27 protein-coding genes are annotated in these 22,525 nt (G+C 64.8%); 13 read left to right on the top strand and 14 right to left on the bottom strand.

Translation table 11 applies throughout. The features are described 5' to 3' along the window. The first annotated feature begins 210 nt into the window (after positions 1–210). Both clpA and BMW89_RS26130 read left to right on the top strand, forming a co-directional pair. Positions 211–2,619, top strand: coding sequence for an ATP-dependent Clp protease ATP-binding subunit ClpA (gene clpA, locus BMW89_RS26135; RefSeq protein ID WP_092030227.1), 2,409 nt, complete (start codon positions 211–213; stop codon positions 2,617–2,619). A gap of 103 nt (positions 2,620–2,722) precedes the next feature. Then, on the top strand, positions 2,723–3,265 hold the full coding sequence (locus tag BMW89_RS26130) for a cupin domain-containing protein (RefSeq protein ID WP_092030224.1): 543 nt from the start codon (positions 2,723–2,725) through the stop codon (positions 3,263–3,265). 128 nt (positions 3,266–3,393) lie between these two features. Here BMW89_RS26130 and BMW89_RS26125 read toward each other — a convergent pair whose 3' ends face one another. From BMW89_RS26125 to BMW89_RS26110, 5 genes are all read right to left on the bottom strand, one after another. Next, positions 3,394–3,846 (bottom strand): peptidase associated/transthyretin-like domain-containing protein, encoded by a 453-nt coding sequence (locus BMW89_RS26125; RefSeq protein WP_177196329.1) that lies wholly within the window; start codon positions 3,844–3,846, stop codon positions 3,394–3,396. A gap of 122 nt (positions 3,847–3,968) precedes the next feature. Next, positions 3,969–5,390 carry an MFS transporter gene (locus BMW89_RS26120; protein WP_092030218.1) on the bottom strand — a complete coding sequence of 474 codons (1,422 nt, stop codon included), beginning with the start codon at positions 5,388–5,390 and terminating at the stop codon, positions 3,969–3,971. A gap of 135 nt (positions 5,391–5,525) precedes the next feature. After that, on the bottom strand, positions 5,526–5,687 hold the full coding sequence (locus BMW89_RS38055) for a hypothetical protein (protein WP_177196314.1): 162 nt from the start codon (positions 5,685–5,687) through the stop codon (positions 5,526–5,528). A 90-nt stretch (positions 5,688–5,777) separates the two neighbouring features. Beyond that, complete coding sequence (locus BMW89_RS26115; protein ID WP_092030215.1) at positions 5,778–6,803, bottom strand: aldo/keto reductase; 1,026 nt, start codon at positions 6,801–6,803, stop codon at positions 5,778–5,780. Between the two features lie 167 nt (positions 6,804–6,970). Next, positions 6,971–7,927 (bottom strand): AraC-like ligand-binding domain-containing protein, encoded by a 957-nt coding sequence (locus tag BMW89_RS26110; RefSeq protein WP_092030213.1) that lies wholly within the window; start codon positions 7,925–7,927, stop codon positions 6,971–6,973. Positions 7,928–8,113: 186 nt separating this feature from the next. Between BMW89_RS26110 and BMW89_RS26105 the strand changes: the two genes are divergently transcribed. After that, the gene (locus tag BMW89_RS26105) at positions 8,114–9,130 is read left to right on the top strand and encodes a carbon-nitrogen hydrolase family protein (protein WP_092030210.1); all 1,017 of its coding nucleotides are present in this window, start codon (positions 8,114–8,116) and stop codon (positions 9,128–9,130) included. A gap of 28 nt (positions 9,131–9,158) precedes the next feature. After that, on the top strand, positions 9,159–10,190 hold the full coding sequence (locus tag BMW89_RS26100; RefSeq protein ID WP_092030208.1) for a phenylacetaldoxime dehydratase family protein: 1,032 nt from the start codon (positions 9,159–9,161) through the stop codon (positions 10,188–10,190). On the opposite strand, the gene BMW89_RS26095 is transcribed toward BMW89_RS26100, so the two are convergent. Beyond that, positions 10,187–10,825: an HAD family hydrolase gene (locus BMW89_RS26095; RefSeq protein WP_092030509.1), complete on the bottom strand. Its 639-nt coding sequence runs from the start codon at positions 10,823–10,825 to the stop codon at positions 10,187–10,189. The genes BMW89_RS26100 and BMW89_RS26095 overlap by 4 nt on opposite strands. Positions 10,826–11,134: 309 nt before the next feature. Here BMW89_RS26095 and BMW89_RS26090 point away from each other — a divergent pair, with 309 nt between their 5' ends. Genes BMW89_RS26090 through BMW89_RS26080 form a run of 3 tightly spaced genes read left to right on the top strand, consistent with a single transcriptional unit; the run spans position 11,135 to position 11,880 of the window. Further along, positions 11,135–11,329, top strand: a complete 195-nt coding sequence (locus BMW89_RS26090; RefSeq protein ID WP_177196313.1) for a hypothetical protein — start codon at positions 11,135–11,137, stop codon at positions 11,327–11,329. Between the two features lie 59 nt (positions 11,330–11,388). Then, positions 11,389–11,637, top strand: a complete 249-nt coding sequence (locus BMW89_RS26085) for a type VI secretion system-associated protein TagO (protein ID WP_092030206.1) — start codon at positions 11,389–11,391, stop codon at positions 11,635–11,637. A 42-nt stretch (positions 11,638–11,679) separates the two neighbouring features. After that, complete coding sequence (locus tag BMW89_RS26080; RefSeq protein ID WP_092030204.1) at positions 11,680–11,880, top strand: hypothetical protein; 201 nt, start codon at positions 11,680–11,682, stop codon at positions 11,878–11,880. Positions 11,881–11,954: 74 nt separating this feature from the next. On the opposite strand, the gene BMW89_RS26075 is transcribed toward BMW89_RS26080, so the two are convergent. Beyond that, a complete protein-coding gene (locus tag BMW89_RS26075) occupies positions 11,955–12,971 on the bottom strand; it encodes a TRAP transporter substrate-binding protein (protein WP_177196312.1) in 1,017 nt (338 codons plus the stop codon). A 39-nt stretch (positions 12,972–13,010) separates the two neighbouring features. Here BMW89_RS26075 and BMW89_RS26070 point away from each other — a divergent pair, with 39 nt between their 5' ends. The 4 genes from BMW89_RS26070 (at position 13,011) to tsaA (ending at position 15,739) form a co-directional block, all read left to right on the top strand. Then, entirely contained in the window at positions 13,011–14,030 is a 1,020-nt protein-coding gene (locus BMW89_RS26070) for a lytic transglycosylase domain-containing protein (RefSeq protein WP_244547687.1), read from the top strand. 99 nt (positions 14,031–14,129) lie between these two features. Then, positions 14,130–14,870, top strand: coding sequence for an AzlC family ABC transporter permease (locus BMW89_RS26065; protein WP_092030199.1), 741 nt, complete (start codon positions 14,130–14,132; stop codon positions 14,868–14,870). Further along, the gene (locus BMW89_RS26060) at positions 14,867–15,217 is read left to right on the top strand and encodes an AzlD domain-containing protein (protein WP_092030196.1); all 351 of its coding nucleotides are present in this window, start codon (positions 14,867–14,869) and stop codon (positions 15,215–15,217) included. Before BMW89_RS26065 ends, BMW89_RS26060 begins: the two co-directional genes overlap by 4 nt. A gap of 30 nt (positions 15,218–15,247) precedes the next feature. After that, positions 15,248–15,739 (top strand): tRNA (N6-threonylcarbamoyladenosine(37)-N6)-methyltransferase TrmO, encoded by a 492-nt coding sequence (gene tsaA, locus BMW89_RS26055; RefSeq protein ID WP_092030193.1) that lies wholly within the window; start codon positions 15,248–15,250, stop codon positions 15,737–15,739. Positions 15,740–15,855: 116 nt separating this feature from the next. Here tsaA and BMW89_RS26050 read toward each other — a convergent pair whose 3' ends face one another. The 4 genes from BMW89_RS26050 to BMW89_RS26035 all read right to left on the bottom strand — a co-directional run bounded on the left by BMW89_RS26050 (position 15,856) and on the right by BMW89_RS26035 (position 18,866). Beyond that, entirely contained in the window at positions 15,856–16,284 is a 429-nt protein-coding gene (locus BMW89_RS26050) for an HIT family protein (RefSeq protein WP_092030190.1), read from the bottom strand. 65 nt (positions 16,285–16,349) lie between these two features. Further along, the gene (locus BMW89_RS26045; RefSeq protein ID WP_092030502.1) at positions 16,350–17,591 is read right to left on the bottom strand and encodes a GNAT family N-acetyltransferase; all 1,242 of its coding nucleotides are present in this window, start codon (positions 17,589–17,591) and stop codon (positions 16,350–16,352) included. A 55-nt stretch (positions 17,592–17,646) separates the two neighbouring features. Further along, positions 17,647–18,393 carry a glycerophosphodiester phosphodiesterase gene (locus tag BMW89_RS26040; protein ID WP_092030187.1) on the bottom strand — a complete coding sequence of 249 codons (747 nt, stop codon included), beginning with the start codon at positions 18,391–18,393 and terminating at the stop codon, positions 17,647–17,649. 5 nt (positions 18,394–18,398) lie between these two features. Beyond that, on the bottom strand, positions 18,399–18,866 hold the full coding sequence (locus tag BMW89_RS26035) for a RidA family protein (RefSeq protein WP_061021329.1): 468 nt from the start codon (positions 18,864–18,866) through the stop codon (positions 18,399–18,401). Positions 18,867–19,099: 233 nt separating this feature from the next. On the opposite strand from BMW89_RS26035, the gene BMW89_RS26030 reads away from it, so the two are divergent. Then, a complete protein-coding gene (locus tag BMW89_RS26030) occupies positions 19,100–19,945 on the top strand; it encodes a cell envelope integrity EipB family protein (protein ID WP_092030185.1) in 846 nt (281 codons plus the stop codon). A gap of 72 nt (positions 19,946–20,017) precedes the next feature. Then, positions 20,018–20,419: a RidA family protein gene (locus BMW89_RS26025; RefSeq protein ID WP_092030182.1), complete on the top strand. Its 402-nt coding sequence runs from the start codon at positions 20,018–20,020 to the stop codon at positions 20,417–20,419. An 86-nt stretch (positions 20,420–20,505) separates the two neighbouring features. On the opposite strand, the gene BMW89_RS26020 is transcribed toward BMW89_RS26025, so the two are convergent. From BMW89_RS26020 to BMW89_RS26010, 3 genes are read right to left on the bottom strand one after another with little or no spacing between them, the layout of a single operon-like run. Next, positions 20,506–20,913 carry an ACT domain-containing protein gene (locus BMW89_RS26020; RefSeq protein ID WP_092030180.1) on the bottom strand — a complete coding sequence of 136 codons (408 nt, stop codon included), beginning with the start codon at positions 20,911–20,913 and terminating at the stop codon, positions 20,506–20,508. After that, positions 20,913–22,202: a DNA polymerase IV gene (locus BMW89_RS26015; RefSeq protein ID WP_092030176.1), complete on the bottom strand. Its 1,290-nt coding sequence runs from the start codon at positions 22,200–22,202 to the stop codon at positions 20,913–20,915. Before BMW89_RS26015 ends, BMW89_RS26020 begins: the two co-directional genes overlap by 1 nt. Then, the gene (locus tag BMW89_RS26010; RefSeq protein WP_092030499.1) at positions 22,199–22,510 is read right to left on the bottom strand and encodes a DUF3572 domain-containing protein; all 312 of its coding nucleotides are present in this window, start codon (positions 22,508–22,510) and stop codon (positions 22,199–22,201) included. Before BMW89_RS26010 ends, BMW89_RS26015 begins: the two co-directional genes overlap by 4 nt. Positions 22,511–22,525 lie beyond the last annotated feature (15 nt).

Here is a 22,525-nt window from a genome sequence, read left to right as displayed (position 1 = left end):
TGAAAATCAGCGCCGGCGTCAATCCTGCCCAAATGGGTAGTTCTGCCCAAATCGGAACGGGTTTTGCATCGAAAATACCGCAGGTGTCGAGCCTGCCTGAGTCGCGGAACCGGTCTTTCGCCGCGGTCTTATATAACTATATGTGACAAAGGTTGTTGTTGCCTGACCGGGCGATGGCGATCATGATGATGGGGGCCATAGAGGACGCGAATGCCGACTTTTTCCCAAAGCCTTGAACAATCCCTGCATCGTGCACTGGCGATCGCAAACGAGCGTCATCACCAATACGCGACGCTTGAGCATCTCCTGCTCTCCTTGATCGACGATTCCGATGCAGCCGCCGTGATGCGCGCCTGTAGCGTCGATCTCGACAAGCTCCGCACGAGCCTCGTCAATTACCTTGAAACCGAATTTGAGAATCTGGTGACGGACGGCGCCGACGACGCCAAGCCGACCGCCGGTTTCCAGCGCGTGATTCAGCGCGCGGTGATCCACGTGCAGTCGTCCGGTCGCGAAGAGGTGACCGGCGCTAACGTGTTGATCGCGATCTTCGCCGAGCGCGAGAGCCACGCCGCGTACTTCCTGCAGGAGCAGGACATGACGCGCTACGACGCCGTCAACTACATCAGCCACGGCATCGCCAAGCGGCCGGGCGTCTCCGAGGCGCGCCCCGTGCGCGGCGTCGACGAGGAGGCCGAGACCAAGGGCACCGAGGACGCCAAAAAGAAGGGCGAGGCGCTCGATACCTATTGCGTCAACCTCAACAAGAAGGCGCGTGACGGCAAGATTGATCCGGTGATCGGACGCAATTCCGAGATCAACCGCGCGATCCAAGTGCTGTGCCGCCGGCAGAAGAACAATCCGCTGTTCGTGGGCGAGGCCGGCGTCGGCAAGACCGCGATTGCGGAGGGCCTCGCCAAGCGCATCGTCGACAGCGAAGTGCCGGAGGTGCTGGCGGCCGCGACCGTGTTCTCGCTCGACATGGGAACGCTGCTCGCTGGCACGCGCTATCGCGGCGACTTCGAGGAGCGCCTGAAGCAGGTGCTCAAGGAGCTCGAGGCGCATCCCAACGCCATCCTGTTCATCGACGAGATCCACACCGTGATCGGTGCCGGTGCGACGTCGGGCGGCGCGATGGATGCGTCGAACCTGCTCAAGCCGGCGCTCGCCTCGGGCACCATCCGTTGCATGGGCTCGACCACCTACAAGGAATACCGCCAGCACTTCGAGAAGGACCGCGCGTTGGTGCGGCGCTTCCAGAAGATCGACATCAACGAGCCGACGGTCGAGGACGCCATCGCGATCCTCAAGGGTCTCAAGCCCTACTTCGAGGACTATCACCGGCTGAAGTACACCAATGAGGCGATCGAGGCGGCGGTGCAGCTGTCCTCGCGCTACATCCACGACCGCAAGCTGCCGGACAAGGCGATCGACGTGATCGACGAGTCCGGTGCGGCGCAGATGCTGGTGGCCGAGAACAAGCGCAAGAAGACCATCGGCATCAAGGAGATCGAGACCACGATCGCCACGATGGCGCGGATCCCACCGAAGAGCGTGTCGAAGGACGATGCCGAGGTGCTCAAGCATCTCGAGCAGACCCTGAAGCGCACGGTGTTCGGCCAGGACAAGGCGATCGAGTCGCTGGCGTCGTCAATCAAGCTGGCGCGTGCCGGTTTGCGCGAGCCGGAGAAGCCGATCGGCTGCTATTTGTTCTCGGGTCCGACCGGCGTCGGCAAGACCGAGGTGGCGAAGCAGCTCGCGGCGAGCCTCGGTGTCGAGCTATTGCGCTTCGATATGTCCGAATACATGGAGCGGCACACCGTGTCGCGCCTGATCGGCGCGCCTCCCGGCTATGTCGGCTTCGATCAGGGGGGCCTGCTCACCGACGGCGTCGATCAGCATCCGCATTGCGTGGTGCTGCTCGACGAAATCGAGAAGGCGCATCCCGACCTCTACAATGTGCTGCTTCAGATCATGGATCACGGCCGGCTCACCGATCACAACGGCAAGCAGGTCAACTTCCGCAACGTGATCCTGATCATGACCACGAATGCCGGCGCGGCCGATATGGCCAAGCAGGCTTTCGGCTTCACGCGCTCGAAGCGGGAAGGCGACGACCACGAGGCGATCAACCGGCAGTTCGCGCCGGAATTCCGCAACCGCCTCGATGCCATCGTCTCGTTCGGCCACCTCAGTGTCGAAGTGATCGGCACGGTGGTCGAGAAGTTCGTGCTGCAGCTCGAGGCGCAGCTCGGCGACCGCGACGTCACCATCGAGCTGTCGGAGCCCGCCAAGACGTGGCTGGTCCAGCACGGCTATGACGAGCAGATGGGTGCGCGTCCGATGGCGCGCGTGATCCAGGAGCACATCAAGAAGCCGCTCGCTGACGAGGTGCTGTTCGGCAAGCTGAAGGGTGGTGGCCATGTCCGTGTCGTCCTGGTCAAGGACGAGGCGGATGAGACCAAGGACAAGATCGGCTTCGAATTCCTTGATGGCCCGGTCACGCCGAAGCAGGAGAAGCTGCCCGCCCGCAAGCGTCCCCCAGGCAAGCCCAACAAGCCGGGCGGCCCCGGCGGCTCCAAGGGGCCGACCTCGAAGGGCCCGCTGGTCAAGGCTTGATAATTGATCCAGTCTATCAGGAAGCCGGCGTATCGCGAGACCGCCGGCTTTTTGATGGGTGATGGGCCTGGTATGCGGGCTTGCAGCTTAAGGAGTCGATCGGATGGCCAACCCTGCCGGCACGACCACTCAGCCCGCGGCTGAGATACCGGCTGATGACCTGACGCGCGAACTCACATTGGCCAACCCCGAAGATCCCAAATCGCGCCACATCTCGGTCGCGGGCGGCACTTATACGATCCTCGTGACCGGCAAGGAGACGGGCGGCCGCTATAGTCTGATAGACATGCTGGTGCCGCCCGGCGGCGGTCCTCCGCCGCACCGTCACGACTTCGAGGAGATGTTCACGATCCTCGACGGTGAGATCGAGTTGACCTTCCGGGGCAGCACGTACCTTGCGGGCGCCGGTTCGACGGTGAACATCCCGGCCAATGCGCCTCACGCATTCAGGAACGTCTCGGACAAGCCGGCACGCATGCTCTGCATGTGCACGCCGGCAGGGCAGGAGGAGTTCTTCATGGCGGTCGGCGACCCCGTCGGCAGCCGTACCGCGCCTCCTCCGAAGCTCAGTGATGCTGAACGGGCCGAGCGCATGCAGCGCGCAAAGTCACTCTCAGCCAGCTACCGAACCCAATTGTTGGCATAAGTACTCGCCGCGAGTTGCTGATCGCGTTCTGCCGCCCTGAATCCCGATATGCTCGGTCGGCGCGGTCGCAGCGCGAGCGAGATAGGTTGCCCGCAGACTGCGGAAGGCCGATGGCACCGCGGCGGATTCTAAGTGCCTGTCTCGGCGGCGGCCGGCGGTCGCGGTTTCTTTGGCGCGGCTGGCCGCGCGCGGGCAGGCGCCGATGGCTGCATCGTCACAATGACCGGATTGGGCTTGTGATCGGTTGCCGCCCCCGTCGCGGCATCGACTCCCATGCCGATGACACCACCTAGCAAAAGATTGCCGGCAAAGCCGGCCGCGCCTGAGCCCGGTATGTCGCGGCTCAGCGGCACGATCTGGGGCTCATAGCCTTCCTTCTGGAAGGTGATCGAGATGTCCGCGTTCCGCTTGACGACTACGGCGCATGGCGTCGTGCAGGTAGTTGGAACTTCCAACCCGCTGACGACAGCTTCAACGCCTGATGGTGTCGATGAAATGCTGATGTTTTCGGTCGTGCCGCGCGTGACAGACGCGCAGCCGCCCAGCATGACGCTGAGCGCCACAATTCCAAATGAACGCATGAAGTGCCCCATATTCCCCAACGCCAATAAAGCGCAACCGGAGCGCGAGGGCAATACGACGCTAGTCCAGATGGTTAAGCCACGCACAGGTTGAGCATGGGCGCGGCGGGAACCTCGGATCGTTAGTCGCCCCGCAGGCGCTGGTCGTCCTGCACGCGGACATGCTCGGCGCCGCGCGCGCCCGCAGGTGACAGCCGCAGCATGCTCAGCACCGCGCCGCAGAGTGCAAAGCCGACGCCGGTGAGCAGCGCGATGCGGGTTCCGTCGATCGGGTAGCGGCCGAGCAACAGCGCCACCAACGCCGCGCCGGTGGTCTGGCCGAGCAGGCGCGCCGTACCCAGCATGCCGCTGGCGCCGCCGGCGCGCTCGCGCGGGGCGGCGGCGATCATGGTGCGGTTGTTGGGGGTCTGGAACAGGCCGAAGCCGGCGCCGGCCAGCGCCATCCGCCAGATGATATCGAGCGGCGTCGGGGCCGCAGGCAGGAACGCGAGCGCGCCGAGTCCGCAGGCAAACAGTGTGAGCCCGATGCCGCCGAGCAGGCCGGCCGGATAATGCTCGACCAGGCGGCCGGCGAGGGGCGCTGCGAAGGCGACTGCGATCGGCCAGGGCGTGATCAGCAGGCCCATATGCACGGCCGAATAGCCAAACCGGCTCTGAAGGTAGAAGGGGATTGCAACGAAGGCCAGCATCTGGCCGCAGAACGAGGCGATCGAGGTCGCAATCGACAGCCCGAAAACGGGAATCCGCAACAGGTCGACCGGCAGCAACGGCGACGTCATGTGGGTTTCGCGCCAGACCAGCAGCGCGCCGGCGACGATCGCGATCGCGAACTGGACGAGATAGGTGAGCGCGGCCTCACCATGGCCGACGCTGTCGACGGCCGCGATGCCGACACCGAAGGTGATCGCGGAGAGGCCTGCGCTCTGCCAGTCGAAGGAATGGCTTGCGGGTTTTGTGTGTGGCAGGCTGCGCAGGCCCAGCACCAGCGTCAGCACGCCCAGCGGCACGTTAATGGCAAACAGCCAGGGCCAGCTTCCGACCGCAAGGATCCCCGAGGCGAGCGTCGGGCCGACCGCGGCCGAGAAGGCGACGACGAGCGCGTTGAGCCCGATGCCGCGGCCGAGCTGGCTGCGTGGATAGGTGAAGCGCACCAGCGCCGCGTTGACGCTCATGATGCCGGCCGCGCCAAACCCCTGGATGATGCGCGCGATTGTCAGCAGCGGCAGCGTATGCGCCAGTGCGCAGAACGCGGATGCGAGCGTGAACAGCACGAGCCCCGCCAGATAGACGCGGCGATAGCCGACGATCTCGCCGAGCGAGGCCAGCGGCAGCAGCGAGATGGTGATGGCGAGCTGATAGCCGTTGACGATCCAGATCGAGAAGGCGGGGCTGGCGTCGAGATCGGTCGCAATTGTCGGCAGTGCCACATTGGCGATGGCGCTGTCGACGACCGCCATGATGATGCCGAGCGCAATGGTCAGGACCGCCTGGTTGCGCTGTGGCTGCGGCAGGCCGTCGGCATGCACTGTTGGGGCGGACGACATGATGAGGCGCGCTTGATTCGAGCCGTGTTTCGTCCCCGGATTAGGAAATTGCAGGATAGATCGCAACCCGGCAGGACACGGACAGTTCCTGTCCCATCGGCAGGCTGCCCGGCAGCGCAAGCATGGATCGCTGGCTCACCAGCGCGCTGTCGACTTTCCGAAGACGTAGAGTGCGATCAGCCCGAGCGTCACCGCGGTCGAGACAACCAGGACGGTGCGATCCCAATCGATCCGCGTCCGCTCGGCGCGGTTGAGATTGAGAGCCGTGAACAGGGCCTTCATGGCAAGTCGGCGCATCGGGGCGGCCTCGTGAGGCCGGCACGATGGCATTGCCGTCGCAGGCCGGCTTGATGCAGCTCAAGCCGAGCTACGCCGGGCGACCGCTCCCTACACCGCCGGCGGATTGCGGTCGGTGAAGGTCGTGCGCTGGTGCCAGTAGGGATAGGGCAGCGTTACCTTGCTGGCGGCATCGAGCTTCGCGATCTGCTCCTTGGTCAATGACCAGCCGACCGCGCCGAGATTTTCGCGCAGCTGCGTCTCGTTGCGCGCGCCGACGATCAGTGTCGAGACCGTGGGGCGCTGGAGCAGCCAGTTCAGCGCGATTTGCGAGACGCTCTTCCCGGTTTCCTTCGCGACCTCGTCGATTGCCTCGACGACACGATAAACGTGCTCGTCGGGCACGGGCGGCCCGAAATCGGCGGTCTTGGGCAGGCGGCTGACCTCGGGTTTCGGCTGCCCCCTGCGGATCTTTCCGGTGAGGCGTCCCCATCCGAGCGGTGACCAGACGACCGCGCCGACCCCCTGGTCCAGGCCGAGCGGCATCAGTTCCCACTCATAGTCGCGTCCGATCAGCGAATAGTAGGTCTGATTGGCGACGTAGCGCGGGAAGCCGTGCTTGTCGGCAACGTTGAGCGACTTCATCAGATGCCAGCCCGAAAAATTGGAGACGCCGACATAGCGAATCTTGCCGGCGCGCACGAGCACGTCGAGGGTGGAAAGCACCTCCTCGGGCGGCGTGAAGGCGTCGAAGCCGTGGAGCTGGAACAGGTCGATATAGTCGGTACCGAGTCGCTTGAGTGAACTGTCGATCGCCGCGAGCAGATGCTGCCGTGACGAACCGATGTCGTTGGGGCCGTCGCCGAAGCGGAAGGTGGCCTTGGTCGAGACCAGCACCTTGTCGCGGCGGCCCTTGATGGCCTCGCCGAGAACGCGTTCGGACTCGCCGAGCGAATAGATGTCGGCGGTGTCGAACATCGACACGCCGGCCTCGAGGCAGATATCCAGAAGCCGCCGCGCTTCGGTCGCGTCCGTCGTGCCCCACGCAGCGAGTCGGCCGACGCCGCCGAACGTGCCCGTTCCCAGGCTCAAAGCGGGCACCATCAGGCCTGAGCGGCCCAAGCGTCGGTATTCCATCGATATGCTCCTCGGCTGGCCGCTGCTTTATCCACGCGGCCTTGGTGCCGAAGCTAGCGTATGCGGGCGCCCTCAGCCATTACGCGCGCACATGGCGGCTTTGCTTCGTGAGGTCCTTGTTTGGTCAGAGTTGGACGTGCCGCTCCGGAAGCACGCCATCGGCAGCACTAGTGACGCAACTGGCTCTGCTTGAAGTCGCGCGGCGACATCCCAAAGTGCTCGCGGAAGACCCGGCCGAAATGCGAGAGGTCGTTAAAACCCCAGGCGAATGCGATCTCGCTGATGTGGCGGTGGGTGAGCATTGGCGAGGCGAGGTCGCGCCGGCACTGGGCGAGGCGCTCGGCCAGAACATAGCGCTGGAACGAAATGTTCTCGTCGGCGAGGAGATCGTTGACGTAGCGCGGCGAGATGCCGAGCGCGGCTGCGCTGTCCGTCAGCGACAGATCGGGATCGGCGAGGTGCGTCCGGATGTGCGCCTTCAGCCGGTAGAGCAGGGCGGAGCGATGGGTCGAGGACGGCAGCGACGTTTTGCCGAGCCGCTCGCTCAGGGCCATCGCCAGCAGATCGACGGCCTGCTCCGACAACGCTGCGGCGTTGCCCGTCGTGAGCCGGTCCGCGCTCTGGCAAAGCCTGAAGATGAAATCGTAAGCGAGCCGTTCGAGCGGCATATCGGCGCCGAACGACATCGCTGTCAGCGTCTCGGCGCCGCCGAGTCGCCGCTGCAACATCTCGCGGGGCACCTTGAAAATCGTCTGGGTGAAGGTGTCGTTGAACTTCAGTTCATAGGGGCGCGTGGTGTCGTAGAGCGCGAACTCGCCGGGATGGATCACGGTCTCGCGGCCGTCCTGCGCCACGCCGCCGTCGCCGCGATTGCCAAGGGCGACCAGAACATAATCCTGGTCCGAGCGTGCGATGCGCGAGGGCGTGCGGAACACGTGCTGGCGGTCGGAGCAGACCTCGGAGCACACCGCTCTGCCGAGCGGGACTTGCGTGACCGAGCCGCGAAAGGCGCTGCCGAGGTCGGACTTGCAATCGAGCCCGACGAAGACGTCGCAGACGATGTCCTGCCAGAGCGCCAGCCGGCGATAGCCGGGGCTGCCGTCCGTCGTGAACTGGATTGGCATCGGCAAGCCTCCCTGTCACATCCCGCAAAATCGCAGATCCAACCTGACCGCAGGCAAGTTCCGTACCCGTTCGCCGACCCCTCCGGTCGAGTTTTTGTTCCGCCGCGGTCGAGCGGCCAGCCGCCCGGTTTGGCCAAATAGACTGCATCGGACGTGGCTTCCGATCAACCGGCAATGGAGGCGGCAATGGGCATCGAACATCCCAAATACAAAGTGGCTGTGGTGCAGGCGGCGCCCGCCTGGCTCGATCTCGATGCCTCGATCGACAAGTCGATTGCGCTGATCAAGGAGGCGGCGGAAAAGGGCGCCAAGCTGGTCGCGTTCCCTGAGGCCTTCATCCCCGGTTATCCCTGGCACATCTGGATGGACTCGCCGGCCTGGGCGATCGGCCGCGGCTTTGTGCAGCGCTATTTCGACAATTCGCTGTCCTATGACAGCCCGCAGGCCGAGAAGTTGCGCGATGCGGTGCGGAGGGCAAAGCTGACGGCCGTGATCGGCCTCTCCGAACGCGATGGCGGCAGCCTCTATCTAGCGCAATGGTTGATCGGCCCCGACGGTGGGACCATCGCAAAGCGCCGCAAGCTGCGGCCGACCCACGCCGAGCGCACCGTCTATGGCGAAGGCGACGGCAGCGATCTCGCCGTGCATGCGAGGGCGGACATCGGCCGTATCGGCGCGCTGTGTTGTTGGGAGCATCTGCAACCGCTGTCGAAATACGCGATGTATGCGCAGAACGAACAGGTCCATGTCGCGGCCTGGCCGAGCTTTTCGCTGTACGATCCCTTTGCGCCGGCTCTCGGCGCCGAGGTCAACAATGCCGCCTCGCGCGTCTATGCCGTGGAAGGCTCCTGCTTCGTGCTGGCGCCGTGCGCGACAGTCTCGCAGGCGATGATCGACGAGCTCTGCGACCGGCCGGACAAGAACGCGCTGCTGCATGTCGGCGGCGGTTTTGCTGCGATCTACGGACCCGACGGTAGCCAGATCGGCGACAAGCTCGCGCCGGATCAGGAGGGATTGCTGATCGCCGAGATCGATCTCGGCGCCATCGGCGTCGCCAAGAACGCCGCCGATCCCGCCGGGCACTATTCGCGCCCTGACGTGACGCGGCTGCTGCTCAACAAGAAGCGATACCAGCGCGTCGAGCAGTTTTCGCTGCCGGTTGACAGCATCGAGCCCACGGACATTGCGGCGGCGGCGAGCTGACCACCGAGAGCACTGGGAGGGCATGATCATGGAATCCGCAATTCCTGCGCATCTCGAAACGACGCGCACGCGCCACAAACGCGTGCCTGATGATTACCAGCCGCCATATCCGTCCGTTGTGGCGCGCTACAAGCCCGCCGTGAGCCGGGTCGTGATGGCCTATTTCGGTCTCCAATATCGCGGTGAGGCGCTGCCAGCGGCGCTGGAGGAAATTGCAGGGCTGTTTGCGGCCGAGGGCGGTCCCTCGCATTGGGACCGCGCGCACTATGTCGACCAGTCTGGTTATGAGACCATCGTCATGGTTGCCTATTGGGACGATGTCGCACGTTTCGATGCTTGGTTCGCACCGGCACGCGAAGCATGGACAGGCAGAGCTCGCGAGGGCATCGGCACCTTCATCGAGGTGCTGCGTCCCACCGTTGCGCGGCACGAGACGTTGTTCTCCTCGCCCGACCGGCCCGAGGGTGTCGCCGTCATTGCGGAAGGCATGAGCGGCGAGGTGCAGGAGCACGCCTATTGGGGCGGCATGCGCGATCGCATTCCGCTGTCGCAGACCGATCCGATGTCGCCGGGCGGCACCCCCGAGTTGATCCGCGACGGCGCGCGGCTGCGCGTCAAGGCGCACGACAATCTCTGCCTGATCCGCTCTGGGCAGGACTGGAGTGACACCGAGTCGTCCGAGCGAAAGCTCTATCTCGACGACGTCGAGCCGGTGTTGCGCGAGGGCATGGATTTTCTGCGCGACGATGGTCTTGGCATCGGCTGCTACGCCAACCGCTACATGCAGGTGCTCGCGGCCGACGGCAGCGCGAGCGAAAAGTCCTACGGTCAGAGCTGGTGGAAAAGTCTCGCCGCTCTGGAACGCTGGGCGGAGTCTCACCCGACCCATGTCAGGATCTTTGGTGCGGCGATGAAGTACCTCTCGACGCTCGGGCCGTCAGCGAAGTTGCGGCTCTATCACGAGGTCACGGTGGCGGCCGCGGATGAGCAATTCTTCGAATATCTGAACTGCCACGCAAAGACGGGCATGCTGGCGGCGGTCGAGACCGTCAGCGCCTAGGCCACACAATGGCTGAGCAACTCCGAATGCGCGGCGCAGATGTGGTGCGCGCCGGCGTCCCTCAGCTCCGCCTCGCTGCCATAGCCATAGAGCACGCCGATTGCGGTCATGCCGTTGGTGCGGGCACCGACGACGTCATGACTGCGGTCGCCGATCATGATTGCCGTGGCGGGATCGACCTTGGCCTCGTCGAGCGCGTAGCGGAGCAGGTCGCGCTTGTCGACGCGGGTACCGTCGAGCTCGGAGCCGAACACGCGCTCGAAATACGGCTTCAGGCCGAAATGCTCGACGATGCGGGTGGCGTAGACGGCGGGCTTGCTGGTCGCCACGAACATGCGCTGGTCGGTCGCGGCAATCGTCGTCAGCGTGTCGATGATGCCGGCATAGGCCTCGTTCTCGAACAGGCCGATATCGCTGAATCGCTCGCGGTAGAGCAGCAGCGCGCGGTCGGCGAGCTCATCGCTTCCCGTGAGCTTTTTCAGGCTGGCATGCAGCGGCGGTCCGATGCACCAGGTCAGCTCGTCCTCGCTCGGCACCGGAATGTTCAGCCGCTCCAGCGCGCACTGGAGCGAGCGGGTAATTCCGGGTTTTGGATTGGTCAGCGTGCCGTCGAGATCGAAATAGATTGTCACCATGCTTGCCGTGCCCGTGTTGATCGTGCCGTCCATTGCTTGACCTAGCCGCAGGCCAAGGCAACGCGCAACGGTGAGCCCACCGCGTTGGTGTCGCGCGCCGTTTTAAGGCTCGCTATTCGCGGGGCGCAAGCGTAAAGTCGCGCAATCACCGCCCTTCTTATGGCATCCATCGGTGACTGAGGGTCACTAGCGCTCCCGCCGATTGAGGAGGAGCGCGCATGCCTCGATTTCGCATGGCCGACTGGATCGCGCCGCCGGTGATGGTCCCGGTGTTTCTATTAATCCTGGTAGCCGCTACGGCCGTTCTGCATGGATAGGACGCCGCTGCAATATCTGGTGAGCGGACGCGATTCTGGCGGCTATGTGAGCTTGGCCCGCACCACGACGGCCGACGCGTTGAAGAAGGCCAGGGAGCTGTTGCAGGAAGGCTATATCGACGCGCGGATTTGCACGCCGCAGGGCCGGATTCTGCAGTCTGACGAGTTCGACCAGTTCGAGGCATGAGGCGCGCGAGCGGCGTCGATCGACCGCGCCCGGATTCTCCCGAGAGGAAAGATAATCACATGAAAACGCTTGTTGTCGCATTGGCGCTTGGCACATTCGCGCAAAGTGCGCTCGCGACAGAGCCGGATTGCCGCACGATCGAAAGCACGAGCGGACGTCTTGCCTGTTACGACACTGCGTTTCCGCCGCAAGCCAAGAAGCGCGCCGATGCGGAACGTGACGTATCTCGATCTCCCTATAAAGATCCGTTCACTGATGAAGAAGCCCGTACCGCGGCGAAACTCAAGAATATCTGTCGCGGTTGCTGAGGGAACCGTCATGGTCCGCGAAACCCTGGCAGAGGAGCACAGATGAGCGAGCGACTTGAAACACTGAAGAAGGCCCGAGATCGCATGATCGAGGACAGGGACGCGCATGCCAAAGTGCTGGCAGCTCCCTTTGTGCGCGACACGGCCGAGCGTGCGCGCAACAAGTTCTTGGAGATCCAGGCGCTGATCGACGCCCTCGACCGCGCCATCAGAGGCGAAAGCCTGGTGCCGGTCAAAAACTGAAGCAGCGAAAGACGAGACCGGCGCAGGCTACGTCGCAGGTGAGCGGTGGCATGCTGATGCCGCTACCGTTTCCATCATTGCTGCCGGGCCCATGCGACGATCGCGGCCGCATCGGTGCCGGCCTTGGCCTCCCAGCCGGCGATCGTGCTTGTGGCGGCGCTGCGGAGGGCCGCGACGAGGGATTGCGGCGCGGGCTCGACGATATTCACGCCGTTGTCGCGCATGCGTGCGTAATTCTCGGCCGTGCGATGGGCGAGCAGCGCAAACTGGCTCTGCTCGGTTTCGGCTGCGGCCGCCATCACCTCGCGCTGCATCGGCTCGGACAGTGCGGCAAACGTCTCGCTGCGGACGAAGGCGATCGAGACCGGCATCGCGTAATTGATCGCGGTGAAATGCGGCAGGAAGTCCCAGAGTTTTCGCCCCGCGCCGCCGTCGCCGGAGGTGAGGAATGCGTTCAGTTGATGGTCCTTCAGGCCGGACAGCGCCTTGTCCATCGGCAGGAACTGCGCATTGGCCCCGGCGGCACGCATCACCGCGCTGGAATTGGCGTCGTAGGCCCGCAGATTCAGTTTGGGCAAATCGTCGGCGCCTGCGAGTGCATGATCCGACCAGAGGCCGGTCGCAGGCCAGATCGTCAGATAGAGCAGCTTGAGACCGCGGTCGGCGAACGCCTTCTCGTAGAGCGGGCGTGCCCGTGCGTTGGTGGCGCGGGCGATGTCGACCGATTGCACCAGGAAGGGCAGGGTGGAAAGACCGAGCACCGGGTCGAGGCCGGACAGCGCGCCGGCAAAGGCATCGCCGCCGGCGATCCGGCCATCGAGCGCCGCGCCCGGCATCTCGCTCGAGTTGATCTTGAGCTCGTTGTCGAAGGCGTTGGCCAGGGTCACGAAACCGTTTGTGCGGGCCGCGACGCGATCGGCGAAAGTGGTGAGGCCGATCCCGGAAATGTTGTTTTGAGGATATTCCGTGGTCATCCGCCAGCTGACTTGCGCCATCGCCGGCACGGTGAACAGGACGAGGGCGGCGAGGACAAGGAGTGCGCGGATCCCTTTGGTGGAGATGCGCATTGGGAGAAGCAGGTCAGGCAGCATATATTGGCAACTCGTTGAACCATGGCACGATGCCGGAACATGGCAGATCATCTTGTTGCACGCGGCGCCGGCGTGCGCCACAGCGATGCTTGGGCAGTGTTGGCGCGAATTGCATCACTCCTCGTTGCCGCACTGCTGGCTTCTGCGACAGAGGTCGCGGCGTGGGACAGCTCGCCGGCAAAGACTAATGTCGCCGTCCCCAGCGTTGAAGAGCTCGCGGTGCCGCCGGCGAAGCCTGATGCGCGCGAGAGCGACACGCGGGAATCGATCTGCCTGATCGTCGAGGCCGCCGCGCGCGATGCCAATCTGCCGCTGGAGTTCTTCGCCCGCGTGATCTGGCAGGAAAGTCGCTTCCAGGTTGATGCCGTGGGCCCGGTGACGCGCAGCGGCGAGCAGGCGCAGGGGATCGCGCAATTCATGCCGGGCACCGCGAGCGAGCGCGGGTTGCTCAATCCCTTCAATCCGGTGCAGGCGCTGCCGAAGTCGGCGGAGTTTTTGAATGAGCTGCGCAACCAGTTCGGCAATCTCGGCCTTGCGGCCGCCGCCTACAATGCCGGCCCGCGTCGCATCCAGGAATGGCTCGCCGGCACCGGCCCGATGCCGGAGCAGACGCGCAACTACGTCTACGCCATCACCGGCACGAGCGTCGATGCGTGGGCGAAGGCCGGCGCGACCGGCAAGGGTCCGCCAAGCGGGCCCCCGACGAGCTGCCGCGATCTGATGGCGCTGTTGAAGCGCGCACCGAATGCCTTCGTCGCCGAGCTCGAGCAGCATGTGGAGCTTGCCGCAGCCAAGATCTGGGGCGTGCAGCTCGCCGCGGGATTCGACCGCAACAGGGCGCTGGCGATGTATTCCCGCGCGGTCACGCGGCTGAGCGCCGTGATCGGCGACCGCGATCCGAGCCTGCTGAGCTCGGTGGTGCGCAGCCGCGGTTCGCACGCGTTCTACCAGGTACGCATCGGCGCCGACACGCGACCTGAGGCGGACGATCTCTGCAACCGCATCCGGAAAGCTGGCGGGGCGTGTTTTGTACTGAAGAACCGGGGCGTGAGCGGGTAGCGACCGCACGCATGCCAGCCCCGCCGCGGGCTTTCTTGACGTCAGCCGCGGTATTGCCCGTTATGCAGGCCCGATTTTGCAACCTCAGCCGGCCATCCCGTGGCGTTTCCTCCGCTCGATTCCCCTCAATGGCAAAGTCCCTGGCGCGCCTTTGCGTGGGGGCTGCGCTCGATCACGCAGACGATCCTCACACTCGTCCTGTTTGCGACCTATCTTGGCATCGGCGCGCTCGCCCATGACACGCATTTCAGCCTGCTCTGGGCGCTCTGCTCGACGCTGTTCGTCTGGGCAGGGCCGGCGCAGATCATCCTGATCACGACGCTCGGCTCGGGCGCCACTGTCATCCAGTCGGCGATCGCGGTGACGGTCAGCGCCATCCGCCTGTTCCCGATGGTGGTCTCGGTGCTGCCGCTGATGCGCACGCCGACGACCAAGCGGCGCGAGCTGTTCTTCGCGGCGCATCTCACCGCCGTGACGCTGTGGGTCGAGTGCCATCGCTTTCTGCCGCAGGTGCCGCGCGAGCGGCGGATCGCGTTCGTCAACGGACTTGGCTTCGGTCTGGTCTCGGTGTGCCTCACCGCCAACACGGTCGGCTATTTCCTCGCAGCAAATCTCACAAAGACCTTGGGCGCCGCGATCCTGCTGCTGACGCCGCTGTCATTCCTGTTCTCGACCGCGCGCAACAGCCGGGAGGCCGCCGACGTCGTCGCGCTGGCGCTCGGGGTTTTGCTGTATCCGCTGGCGGCGAAGATGAACTCTGGCCTCGACATCCTCGTCAGCGGTCTCGTCGCCGGCACGATTGCCTATGGCGTGCATTGGTGGCGGGAGGTGCGCGCATGAGCTTTGCGCAGCTCATCGGTGACTGGCACGCGCTGTTCGTGCTGTTCGTCGCAGGCGTCATTCCCAACCAGATTTGGCGCATGCTGGGCCTGTGGTTCGGCGGCGGAATCGACGAGGGTTCGGAGCTGCTGGTCTGGGTGAGGGCGGTCGCCACGGCCATCTTGGCGGGCGTCATCGCCCAGATCGTGGTTGAGCCGCCCGGCGCGTTGGCAAGCGTGCCTGATGTCCTGCGCTATGGCGCAGTCGGCGCCGGCCTGGTCGTCTTCCTGTTGACCCGCCGCTCGATTTTCGCGGGCGTGGTCGCGGGCGAAGTCTTCATGCTGGCCGGCACGTGGTGGTTGGGCTAAAACCGTCGCGAACAGCAAGGAAGTGGAAATATGGTTCGCGAAAACGAGCTCCGCGAGGGCGAGGTCGCCATCGAGCTGCCGTCGACGGCGGATGCCGGCCTCGTCTTCATCGGCCGCATCCGCACGCCCTGGACTTCGCGGCTGGAGACGCCGCGGCAGGGCCGCGCCGACGGCCCGATCTGCCGCCTCGAGATTTTCGAGCCGTTCGTGCCGGCGATCAAGGGCGTCGATTTCTACAGCAATCTCGAAGTGCTCTACTGGCTCGACAAGTCGCGCCGCGACATCGTCCTGCAAAGCCCGAAGAACAACGAGAAAACCCGCGGCACGTTTTCGCTGCGCTCGCCGGTGCGGCCGAACCCGATTGGCACCTCGATCGTGAAGCTGGTTGCCATCGAGGGCAATGCCATCCTCGTGCGTGGTCTCGATTGCATCGACCACACGCCGCTGATCGACATCAAGCCCGACCGCTGCGAGTTCACCCCGCTGGCCGCGCCGCAGGCCGGGGATTTCCAGACGGAGTAGGGGCGCGCCGCCCCAACCTCGTCATTGCGAGGAGCAAAGCGACGAAGCAATCCAGACTGCCACCACGGAATGATTCTGGATTGCTTCGCTTCGCTCGCAATGACGAATAGCGGGACCTAGCCCGCCTGCAACGCTGCGATCAGCTTGGTCGCGTTCTCTTCGAGCACCTTGACGTCTTCCTTGCGGCTCGCGGGCGGCAGCATGGCCACGCCGTCGTGGCGCGGCATCACGTGCATGTGGAGATGAAACACCACCTGACCGCCGGCGGACTCGTTGAACTGTTGCACGGTGATGCCGTCGGCGTTGAACGCCTTCATCGCCGCCATTGCGATCTTCTTCGCGCCGCGGGCAACATGGGCGTAATCGTCGGGCTTGATGTCGAGGATGTTGCGCGCAGGAGCCTTCGGAATCACCAGCGTGTGGCCTGATACCCGCGGCATGATGTCGAGGAAGGCGAGCACGTGCTCGTCCTCATAGACCTTGTGGCAGGGAAATTCGCCGCGCAGGATTTTTGCGAAGATGTTGTTGGTGTCGTAGGTGGTCATGGCGGCGGCTCCCTAAAATTTCGCGCTTACTGGCACCAGCCAAGGCGAACGGTCAAGGCAAACCGTCAAGGCGCCTCGTCGATGCCTTTGCGGAACGGGCCGAGCTCGGCAAGCTCGCGGCCGGCTTCGGCGACATAGGCCCGCTCGCGCTTGAGGTAATCATCGATGGCGCGGCGCAGGCCCGGATCGGCGATGAAGTGGGCGGAATGGGTCGTTCGCGGCAGGTAGCCGCGCGCGATCTTGTGCTCGCCCTGCGCACCGGCCTCGACGTATGTGAGGCCGCGCTTGATGGCGAAATCGATCGCCTGATAGTAGCAGACCTCGAAATGCAGGAAGGGATGGTGCTCGACCGCGCCCCAGTTGCGGCCGAACAGCGTGTCCGAGCCGATGAAGTTGATCGCGCCCGCGATCCAGCGATCGTTGCGGCGCGCCATCACCAGCAGCACGTCCTCGCTCATGGTCTCGCCGATCAGCGAGAAGAACTCGCGCGTCAGATAGGGGCGGCCCCATTTGCGCGAGCCGGTCTCCATGTAGAATTCGAAGAAGGCATCCCAGGCATCCTCGTTGATGTCTTTCCCGGTGAGGCAGTGGATCGTGACACCGGCCGCGAGCGCATCGCGCCGCTCGCGCTTGATGGACTTGCGGTGGCGGGAGTTCAGCGTCGCCAGGAAATCGTCGAAGCTCGCAAAACCTTCGTTGCGCCAGTGGAACTGCTGGTCGGTGCGCTGGAGGAAGCCATGCTGGGCAAGCAGCTTCCACTCGCTCTCGCGGGCGAAGGTGACGTGCACCGAGGAGGCCTTGCTGACGCCGCACAGCGCCACCAGCCCGCCCGCCAGCGCCTCGGTGATGCGCTCATGGTCGACGCCGTCGCGGACCAGCAGCCGCGGTCCCGTGGCCGGCGTGAAGGGAACCGAGACCTGGAGCTTCGGATAGTACCGCCCGCCTGCACGTTCATAGGCGTCTGCCCAGCCGCGGTCGAAGACGTATTCGCCTTGGGAATGCGATTTCAGATAGCAGGGCGCGACGCCCGCGACGCGGCCGTCGATCTTGGCCACGAGATGCCGGGGCCCCCAGCCGGTGCGGATCGTTGCCGAACCCGATTTCTCAACGGCGGAGAGAAAAGCGTGCGAGACGAACGGGTTATAGGCGGGTTTTGAGAGCCCGAGGGAATCGCCTGGAAGGCCGGATGAGGTTCCGTTGCCGCCCCGGTTGCACCGGCCGCCGGGATTTGCGCAGGCGTCCCAATCCTCAGGCGACACTTCGCCAATCGACGGTACGGCTTCGAGCGTGATTTCAGATGATCGCATCGTGCCCAAGATCGTGCATTGCAGCAGCGACTTCAAGAGGGCGGGAACAGCGTGCCTACGGCACGAACCCCTCGAAGATCATCTGATCCGCGTATTGCCCGACCCGCGTCCGCTGCTCGCCCGTGCGCACGGTCCAGCCGAGCAGGGCGCAGCCGAAGACGTTGCGGGCGATCCAGGGGGCGGGGGCCGGGAGGTGGTCGACCTTGAAGGCGACGAAATGCGGCCGGGTCTGAAAGCCGTGGCGCAAATACAGCATGCTGTCGCGCTGCGCCCCGGTCAGATAGGCCCAGTATTCATCCTCGTAGCTCCGCTGCGCGACGATGCCGCGCGGGCGGGCGGGCAACAGCTCGCGCAGCGCCAGGACCTGGTCGGGATCGAAGGACATGCCGACGGCGGGGCCCTGATAGGACGCCAGCACTTCGGCCATCCGCTTCACCAGCTTGCGGTCGCCGTCAAAATGGCTCTTTACCTCGATCACCAGCGGCACGCGGCCGGCGACCATGGCGCAGAGGTCGGACAGCGACATCATCTGCTCGTCGGTGTCCTTGAACCTGATCGCCTTCAGCTCCGCCGCGGTCTTCTCGACGACCTTGCCGGCCGCCTCGGTGAGGCGGCCGAGCGCATGGTCGTGATGCACCATGGCCTCGCCGTCGGACGAGAGCTGGATGTCGACCTCGATCGCGAAATTGCCTGCGATCGCCGCCTGCACCGCGCCCGGCATGTTCTCCACGATGCCGCGCGATATGTCATGCAGGCCGCGATGGGCGACCGGCCGGGCTGTCAGCCAATCCGGAGCGCGCATGCGCGTCAGGCGACCTCGAACACGCCATCGACCTCGACCGCCGCATCCGCGGGCAGCGAGGCGACGCCGACGGTGGTGCGGGCGTGGCGGCCTTTGTCACCGAAGGCGGCGACCATCAGATCGGAGGCCCCGTTGAGCACCTTCGGCCCGTCCAAAAAGTCCGGCGCCGAGTTGATGAAGCCGCCGAGGCGGACCACCCGCACGACCTTGTCGAGATCGCCGAGCGCCGCCTTGACCTGGGCCAGCAGATTCACGGCGCAGCCACGCGCGGCAGCCGCGCCTTCCTCGATCGACACGCCGGCGCCGAGCTTGCCCTTGGCGATCAGCTTGCCGGCGGGGTCGAAGCAGACCTGGCCCGAGACGAACAGCAGATTTCCGGTGCGCACGAACGGCACGTAATTCGCCACGGGGGTGGGGGCCTCATGCAGCTTGATGCCCTGTTCCGCCAGCTTCTGTTCGACCGTGCCCGCCATCTTCGACCTCGTTGTCCAGAAATTCATCCGCCCGGGCGCGTCCTTTTGGAGGCCGGGCGGCGCCCTGTTTCGCTCATCGTGCCGCCACATGCAAGCAACCGGAGGGGATGCAATTTCTACAGGCAGGGCAGGCGGTTCAAAGCGGGGGCCGCAACTTTACGTGAAATGGCCTCAGTTGCGGCGCAATGGAACGGTCATTAAAGTGTCGAATCTGCGCTTCCCAAAGGACAGACATGGTGCACCTTTTCCGGACTTCGCTCTGTGTGACGGCGCTCGTGGCGGCCGCTTTCGGCGCCGGCAATGTGGCGCACGCTGCCAACGGTCCGTTCCTCGCGCACCAGGCGCTCTATGATTTGAGTCTCGTCAAATCGCGCTCCAATTCGGTCAACAGCGCCCGTGGCCGCATCCTCTACAATTTCGCCGGCAGCTCGTGCGAGGGCTACACCTCCGAATTCCGCCAGGTCTCCGAGCTCGACAGCGGCGAGGGCAAGATCACGCTCAGTGACCTCCGTTCCAATTCCTGGGAGGACGCCGCGGGAAAAAGCTACCGCTTCAAGATCGAGACGCGGATGAACGAGGCCGACGCCGGCCGGGTCGACGGTTCGGCCGAGCGCGATGGCGACCACATCAACGTCAAGCTGAAGCTGCCGGCGCCGAAGAACTTTACGCTCGACGGCAAGATCGTGTTCCCGACCGAACAGATCCAGCGCATCATCGCGGCTGCCAAGGACGGCAAGTCGCTGCTCGAGCTGTCCGTCTATGACGGCTCCGACGACGGCCAGAAAGTCTACAACACGCTGACTGTGATCGGCCAGCCGATCCCTGCCGACCGCACCGCCGCGCCTGATGCGTCGACGTCGGACGAGCACATGAAATCGCTCAAGCGCTGGCCCGTCACCGTCAGCTATTTCGACCGCGAGTCGCAGCAGAAGGAAGGCGAGCAGACGCCGGTCTACGCAATGGCGTTCGAGCTCTACGAAAACGGCGTCTCGCGCCAGCTCGTGCTCGATTACAACGATTTTGTCATCTCCGGCGCGATGGGCAAGTTCGACGTCAAGGACAGCAAGCCCTGTAATTGAGGGGCGAGGCTAGCTCTCAGCGCGCTCTCCAGTTAGGCTCCCTCCCAACCACAAACTCCGGGAGCCAGCACCATGCCGAAGCTCGATCATCTCCGCCCCAGCGGCCTGCATCACAATCCCGCTTATTCCCACGTCGTCACCGCCACGGGCGCGCGCACCATCTACATCTCCGGCCAGGTATCCGTGGATGAAGAGGGGCGGATCGTCGGCGAGGGCGATCTTGCTGCGCAGACGACGCAGGTGATGCAGAATCTCGGCCACGCGCTGAAAGCGGCCGGTGCGAGCTATTCCAACATCGTCAAGATCACGACCTTCGTCGTCGGCTACAAGCCGGAGCTACGCCCGATCATCGGCAAGGCCCGCTCCGTCTTCTTCCAAGGCATGGAGCCGCCGGCCTCCACGCTCGTCGGCGTCTCCGCGCTGGCCGCGCCGGAGTGGCTGATCGAGATCGAGGCGATCGCGGTCGCGGATTGAGTCCGTAGCCTGGATGGAGCGAAGCGAAATCCGGGAATCTGCCGCCGCGGATGCGCTGACCCGGATTGCGCTGCGCTCCATCCGGGCTACAGGTGCTTCGCTTTGGACATCTCTTGCAGCAGCGCCAACGCCTCATCAGCCCTATCAACCGGCACGAAGAGATGGTCGTGGTGGAAGGCCGACACGGCGTTCACACTGATGCCCGCTTCGGCCAGACGCGCCGTGATGGCAGCCAGGAATCCCACTGCATCTAGTGCGGAGTGAACTGTCAGCGTGATCAGGCGCGAGGCGAACGCGTAGCGCAGGCCTGCCGCTTCGGCCTCTTCGCGCAAAATCACGAGCGTGGTGCCTTCCTGTTCGCGGAACGTCAGCAGCGGATTGAGTGCTGCGCGAATGCTCTCGTCTGCCACGATCGTGCAGAACACGAAGACGCCCGGCCGCAGCTCCGGTTTCATGCCCCTCAGCAGCGCGCCGAGATCGCGTTCGCCCGCCATCACTCCGGCGCCTTTTCCGGCCCGTCATACGCGATGCCGCGGATCACCGCCGCGCTGCCGAACTTCTTGCGCAGGCTGTCCACCGCGCGCTCGGCATGCGCGGCGCGGCGGTCGAGCATGTCGGTGTCGTCGGCGACTGATCCTTCGCGCAGTGCGCTGACGCCGGCGCCCATCAGGCGGAAGGCGGTGCCGTCGATCTCTTTCGCCAGCATCTCGCGGCAGATCGAAAAGATCTTTGCGGCAAGCTGGGTCGGGGCTGCGATCGACTGCGAGCGGGTACGCTGGCGGAAGTCGGCGGTCTTCAGTTTTAGCGTGACGGTCGAGCCGGCGAGCTCGCTGCTCTTCAGCCGCGACGACGTCTTCTCGCACAGTCGCCAAAGAATCTTCTCCAGCGACGCGAAATCGCGGATGTCGGTCTCGAAGGTGGTTTCGCTCGAAATCGTCTTGGCACCCCGATCAGGCTCGACGCGGCGGTCGTCGATGCCGCGCGCGAGCCGCCACAGCCTGCGGCCGTCGCTCGGAAATTGCCGCATCATCTCGATCTCATCGGCCTTTTGCAGATCGGCAATGATGCGGAAGCCGCGCTGCCCCAGGCGCTCCTGCGTCGCAGGCCCGACCCCGAAGATGAAGCCGACCGGCTTGTCCGCCAGCATTGTGCGCGCCTCTTCCTGATCGAGCGCGGCGAAGCCACGCGGCTTGTCGAGGTCGGAAGCGATCTTGGCCAAAAACTTGTTGCAGGAGAGGCCGACCGAGACGGAGATGCCGATGTCGCGCTCGATGTCGCGGGCAAAGCGCGCCAGCACCTTTGCCGGGATCATGCCGTGGACCCGTTCGGTGCCGGACAGATCAAGGAAGGCCTCGTCGATCGAGAGCGGCTCGACCAGCGGGGTCAGCGCCTGCATGGCCTGCCGCACCTCGCGACCGACGCGGACGTATTTCGCGATATCCGGCGGGATCACGGTCGCATGCGGGCAGGCGTCGAGCGCCTTGTACATCGGCATCGCCGAGCGGACGCCATAGGTCCGCGCGATGTAGCAGGCGGCCGAGACGACGCCGCGCTTGCCCCCGCCGATGATGACGGGCTTGTCGGCAATGTCAGGGTTGTCGCGCTTCTCGACCGTCGCATAGAAGGCGTCGCAGTCGATATGGGCGATGGTCAGGCTCGACAGCGCCCGGTGGCGGACGAGGCGAGGGGAACCGCAGGCGGAACAGCGCCGCACGCCCATATCCAGATCGGCCGAACAATCCCGGCAGAAGCAGCGGGGCCCGGCCGTATCAGGGGCGGTCACGGCACGTCGCGCTCCCAGGTCCGGTCGCCGAGGGCGTCGCCCAGGACCTGCCGCGCCGCAGCAACGTTGGTCGGATGAAGCTCCGCAGTCGCGGCAAAGGCCTTCACGGTGGCGTCATCGCGCATCACGAAATCGAGCACGCTGAGCAGGAAATTCGGGTCCGAGGCGGCATTCCGCAGGGTCTCCGGACCGACCCCTGTCTCAGCCAGGAACAGGCCCAGCCGCTCGGGATCGCCGGCAACGAAGGACAGCGCCTGAATCGCAACGATTTCAGCGACTTCGCGAGGGTTGTGAACAGGCTTTTTCAAGGGGCCGGTTTGCCT

It is taken from the genome of Bradyrhizobium sp. OK095, from assembly GCF_900109945.1.
In the GTDB taxonomy this organism is placed as follows: domain Bacteria; phylum Pseudomonadota; class Alphaproteobacteria; order Rhizobiales; family Xanthobacteraceae; genus Bradyrhizobium.
This window is presented reverse-complemented; position numbering and strand designations above follow the sequence as displayed.

Excerpts from the sequence above, each read along its gene's own strand:
- clpA (WP_092030227.1), top strand. The coding sequence starts at position 211 with ATGCCGACTTTTTCCCAAAGCCTTGAACAATCCCTGCATCGTGCACTG.
- BMW89_RS26130 (WP_092030224.1), top strand. The coding sequence starts at position 2,723 with ATGGCCAACCCTGCCGGCACGACCACTCAGCCCGCGGCTGAGATACCG.
- BMW89_RS26125 (WP_177196329.1), bottom strand. The coding sequence starts at position 3,846 with ATGCGTTCATTTGGAATTGTGGCGCTCAGCGTCATGCTGGGCGGCTGC.
- BMW89_RS26120 (WP_092030218.1), bottom strand. The coding sequence starts at position 5,390 with ATGTCGTCCGCCCCAACAGTGCATGCCGACGGCCTGCCGCAGCCACAG.
- BMW89_RS38055 (WP_177196314.1), bottom strand. The coding sequence starts at position 5,687 with ATGCGCCGACTTGCCATGAAGGCCCTGTTCACGGCTCTCAATCTCAAC.
- BMW89_RS26115 (WP_092030215.1), bottom strand. The coding sequence starts at position 6,803 with ATGGAATACCGACGCTTGGGCCGCTCAGGCCTGATGGTGCCCGCTTTG.
- BMW89_RS26110 (WP_092030213.1), bottom strand. The coding sequence starts at position 7,927 with ATGCCAATCCAGTTCACGACGGACGGCAGCCCCGGCTATCGCCGGCTG.
- BMW89_RS26105 (WP_092030210.1), top strand. The coding sequence starts at position 8,114 with ATGGGCATCGAACATCCCAAATACAAAGTGGCTGTGGTGCAGGCGGCG.
- BMW89_RS26100 (WP_092030208.1), top strand. The coding sequence starts at position 9,159 with ATGGAATCCGCAATTCCTGCGCATCTCGAAACGACGCGCACGCGCCAC.
- BMW89_RS26095 (WP_092030509.1), bottom strand. The coding sequence starts at position 10,825 with ATGGTGACAATCTATTTCGATCTCGACGGCACGCTGACCAATCCAAAA.
- BMW89_RS26090 (WP_177196313.1), top strand. The coding sequence starts at position 11,135 with ATGGATAGGACGCCGCTGCAATATCTGGTGAGCGGACGCGATTCTGGC.
- BMW89_RS26085 (WP_092030206.1), top strand. The coding sequence starts at position 11,389 with ATGAAAACGCTTGTTGTCGCATTGGCGCTTGGCACATTCGCGCAAAGT.
- BMW89_RS26080 (WP_092030204.1), top strand. The coding sequence starts at position 11,680 with ATGAGCGAGCGACTTGAAACACTGAAGAAGGCCCGAGATCGCATGATC.
- BMW89_RS26075 (WP_177196312.1), bottom strand. The coding sequence starts at position 12,971 with ATGCTGCCTGACCTGCTTCTCCCAATGCGCATCTCCACCAAAGGGATC.
- BMW89_RS26070 (WP_244547687.1), top strand. The coding sequence starts at position 13,011 with ATGGCAGATCATCTTGTTGCACGCGGCGCCGGCGTGCGCCACAGCGAT.
- BMW89_RS26060 (WP_092030196.1), top strand. The coding sequence starts at position 14,867 with ATGAGCTTTGCGCAGCTCATCGGTGACTGGCACGCGCTGTTCGTGCTG.
- tsaA (WP_092030193.1), top strand. The coding sequence starts at position 15,248 with ATGGTTCGCGAAAACGAGCTCCGCGAGGGCGAGGTCGCCATCGAGCTG.
- BMW89_RS26050 (WP_092030190.1), bottom strand. The coding sequence starts at position 16,284 with ATGACCACCTACGACACCAACAACATCTTCGCAAAAATCCTGCGCGGC.
- BMW89_RS26045 (WP_092030502.1), bottom strand. The coding sequence starts at position 17,591 with ATGCGATCATCTGAAATCACGCTCGAAGCCGTACCGTCGATTGGCGAA.
- BMW89_RS26040 (WP_092030187.1), bottom strand. The coding sequence starts at position 18,393 with ATGCGCGCTCCGGATTGGCTGACAGCCCGGCCGGTCGCCCATCGCGGC.
- BMW89_RS26035 (WP_061021329.1), bottom strand. The coding sequence starts at position 18,866 with ATGGCGGGCACGGTCGAACAGAAGCTGGCGGAACAGGGCATCAAGCTG.
- BMW89_RS26030 (WP_092030185.1), top strand. The coding sequence starts at position 19,100 with ATGGTGCACCTTTTCCGGACTTCGCTCTGTGTGACGGCGCTCGTGGCG.
- BMW89_RS26025 (WP_092030182.1), top strand. The coding sequence starts at position 20,018 with ATGCCGAAGCTCGATCATCTCCGCCCCAGCGGCCTGCATCACAATCCC.
- BMW89_RS26020 (WP_092030180.1), bottom strand. The coding sequence starts at position 20,913 with ATGGCGGGCGAACGCGATCTCGGCGCGCTGCTGAGGGGCATGAAACCG.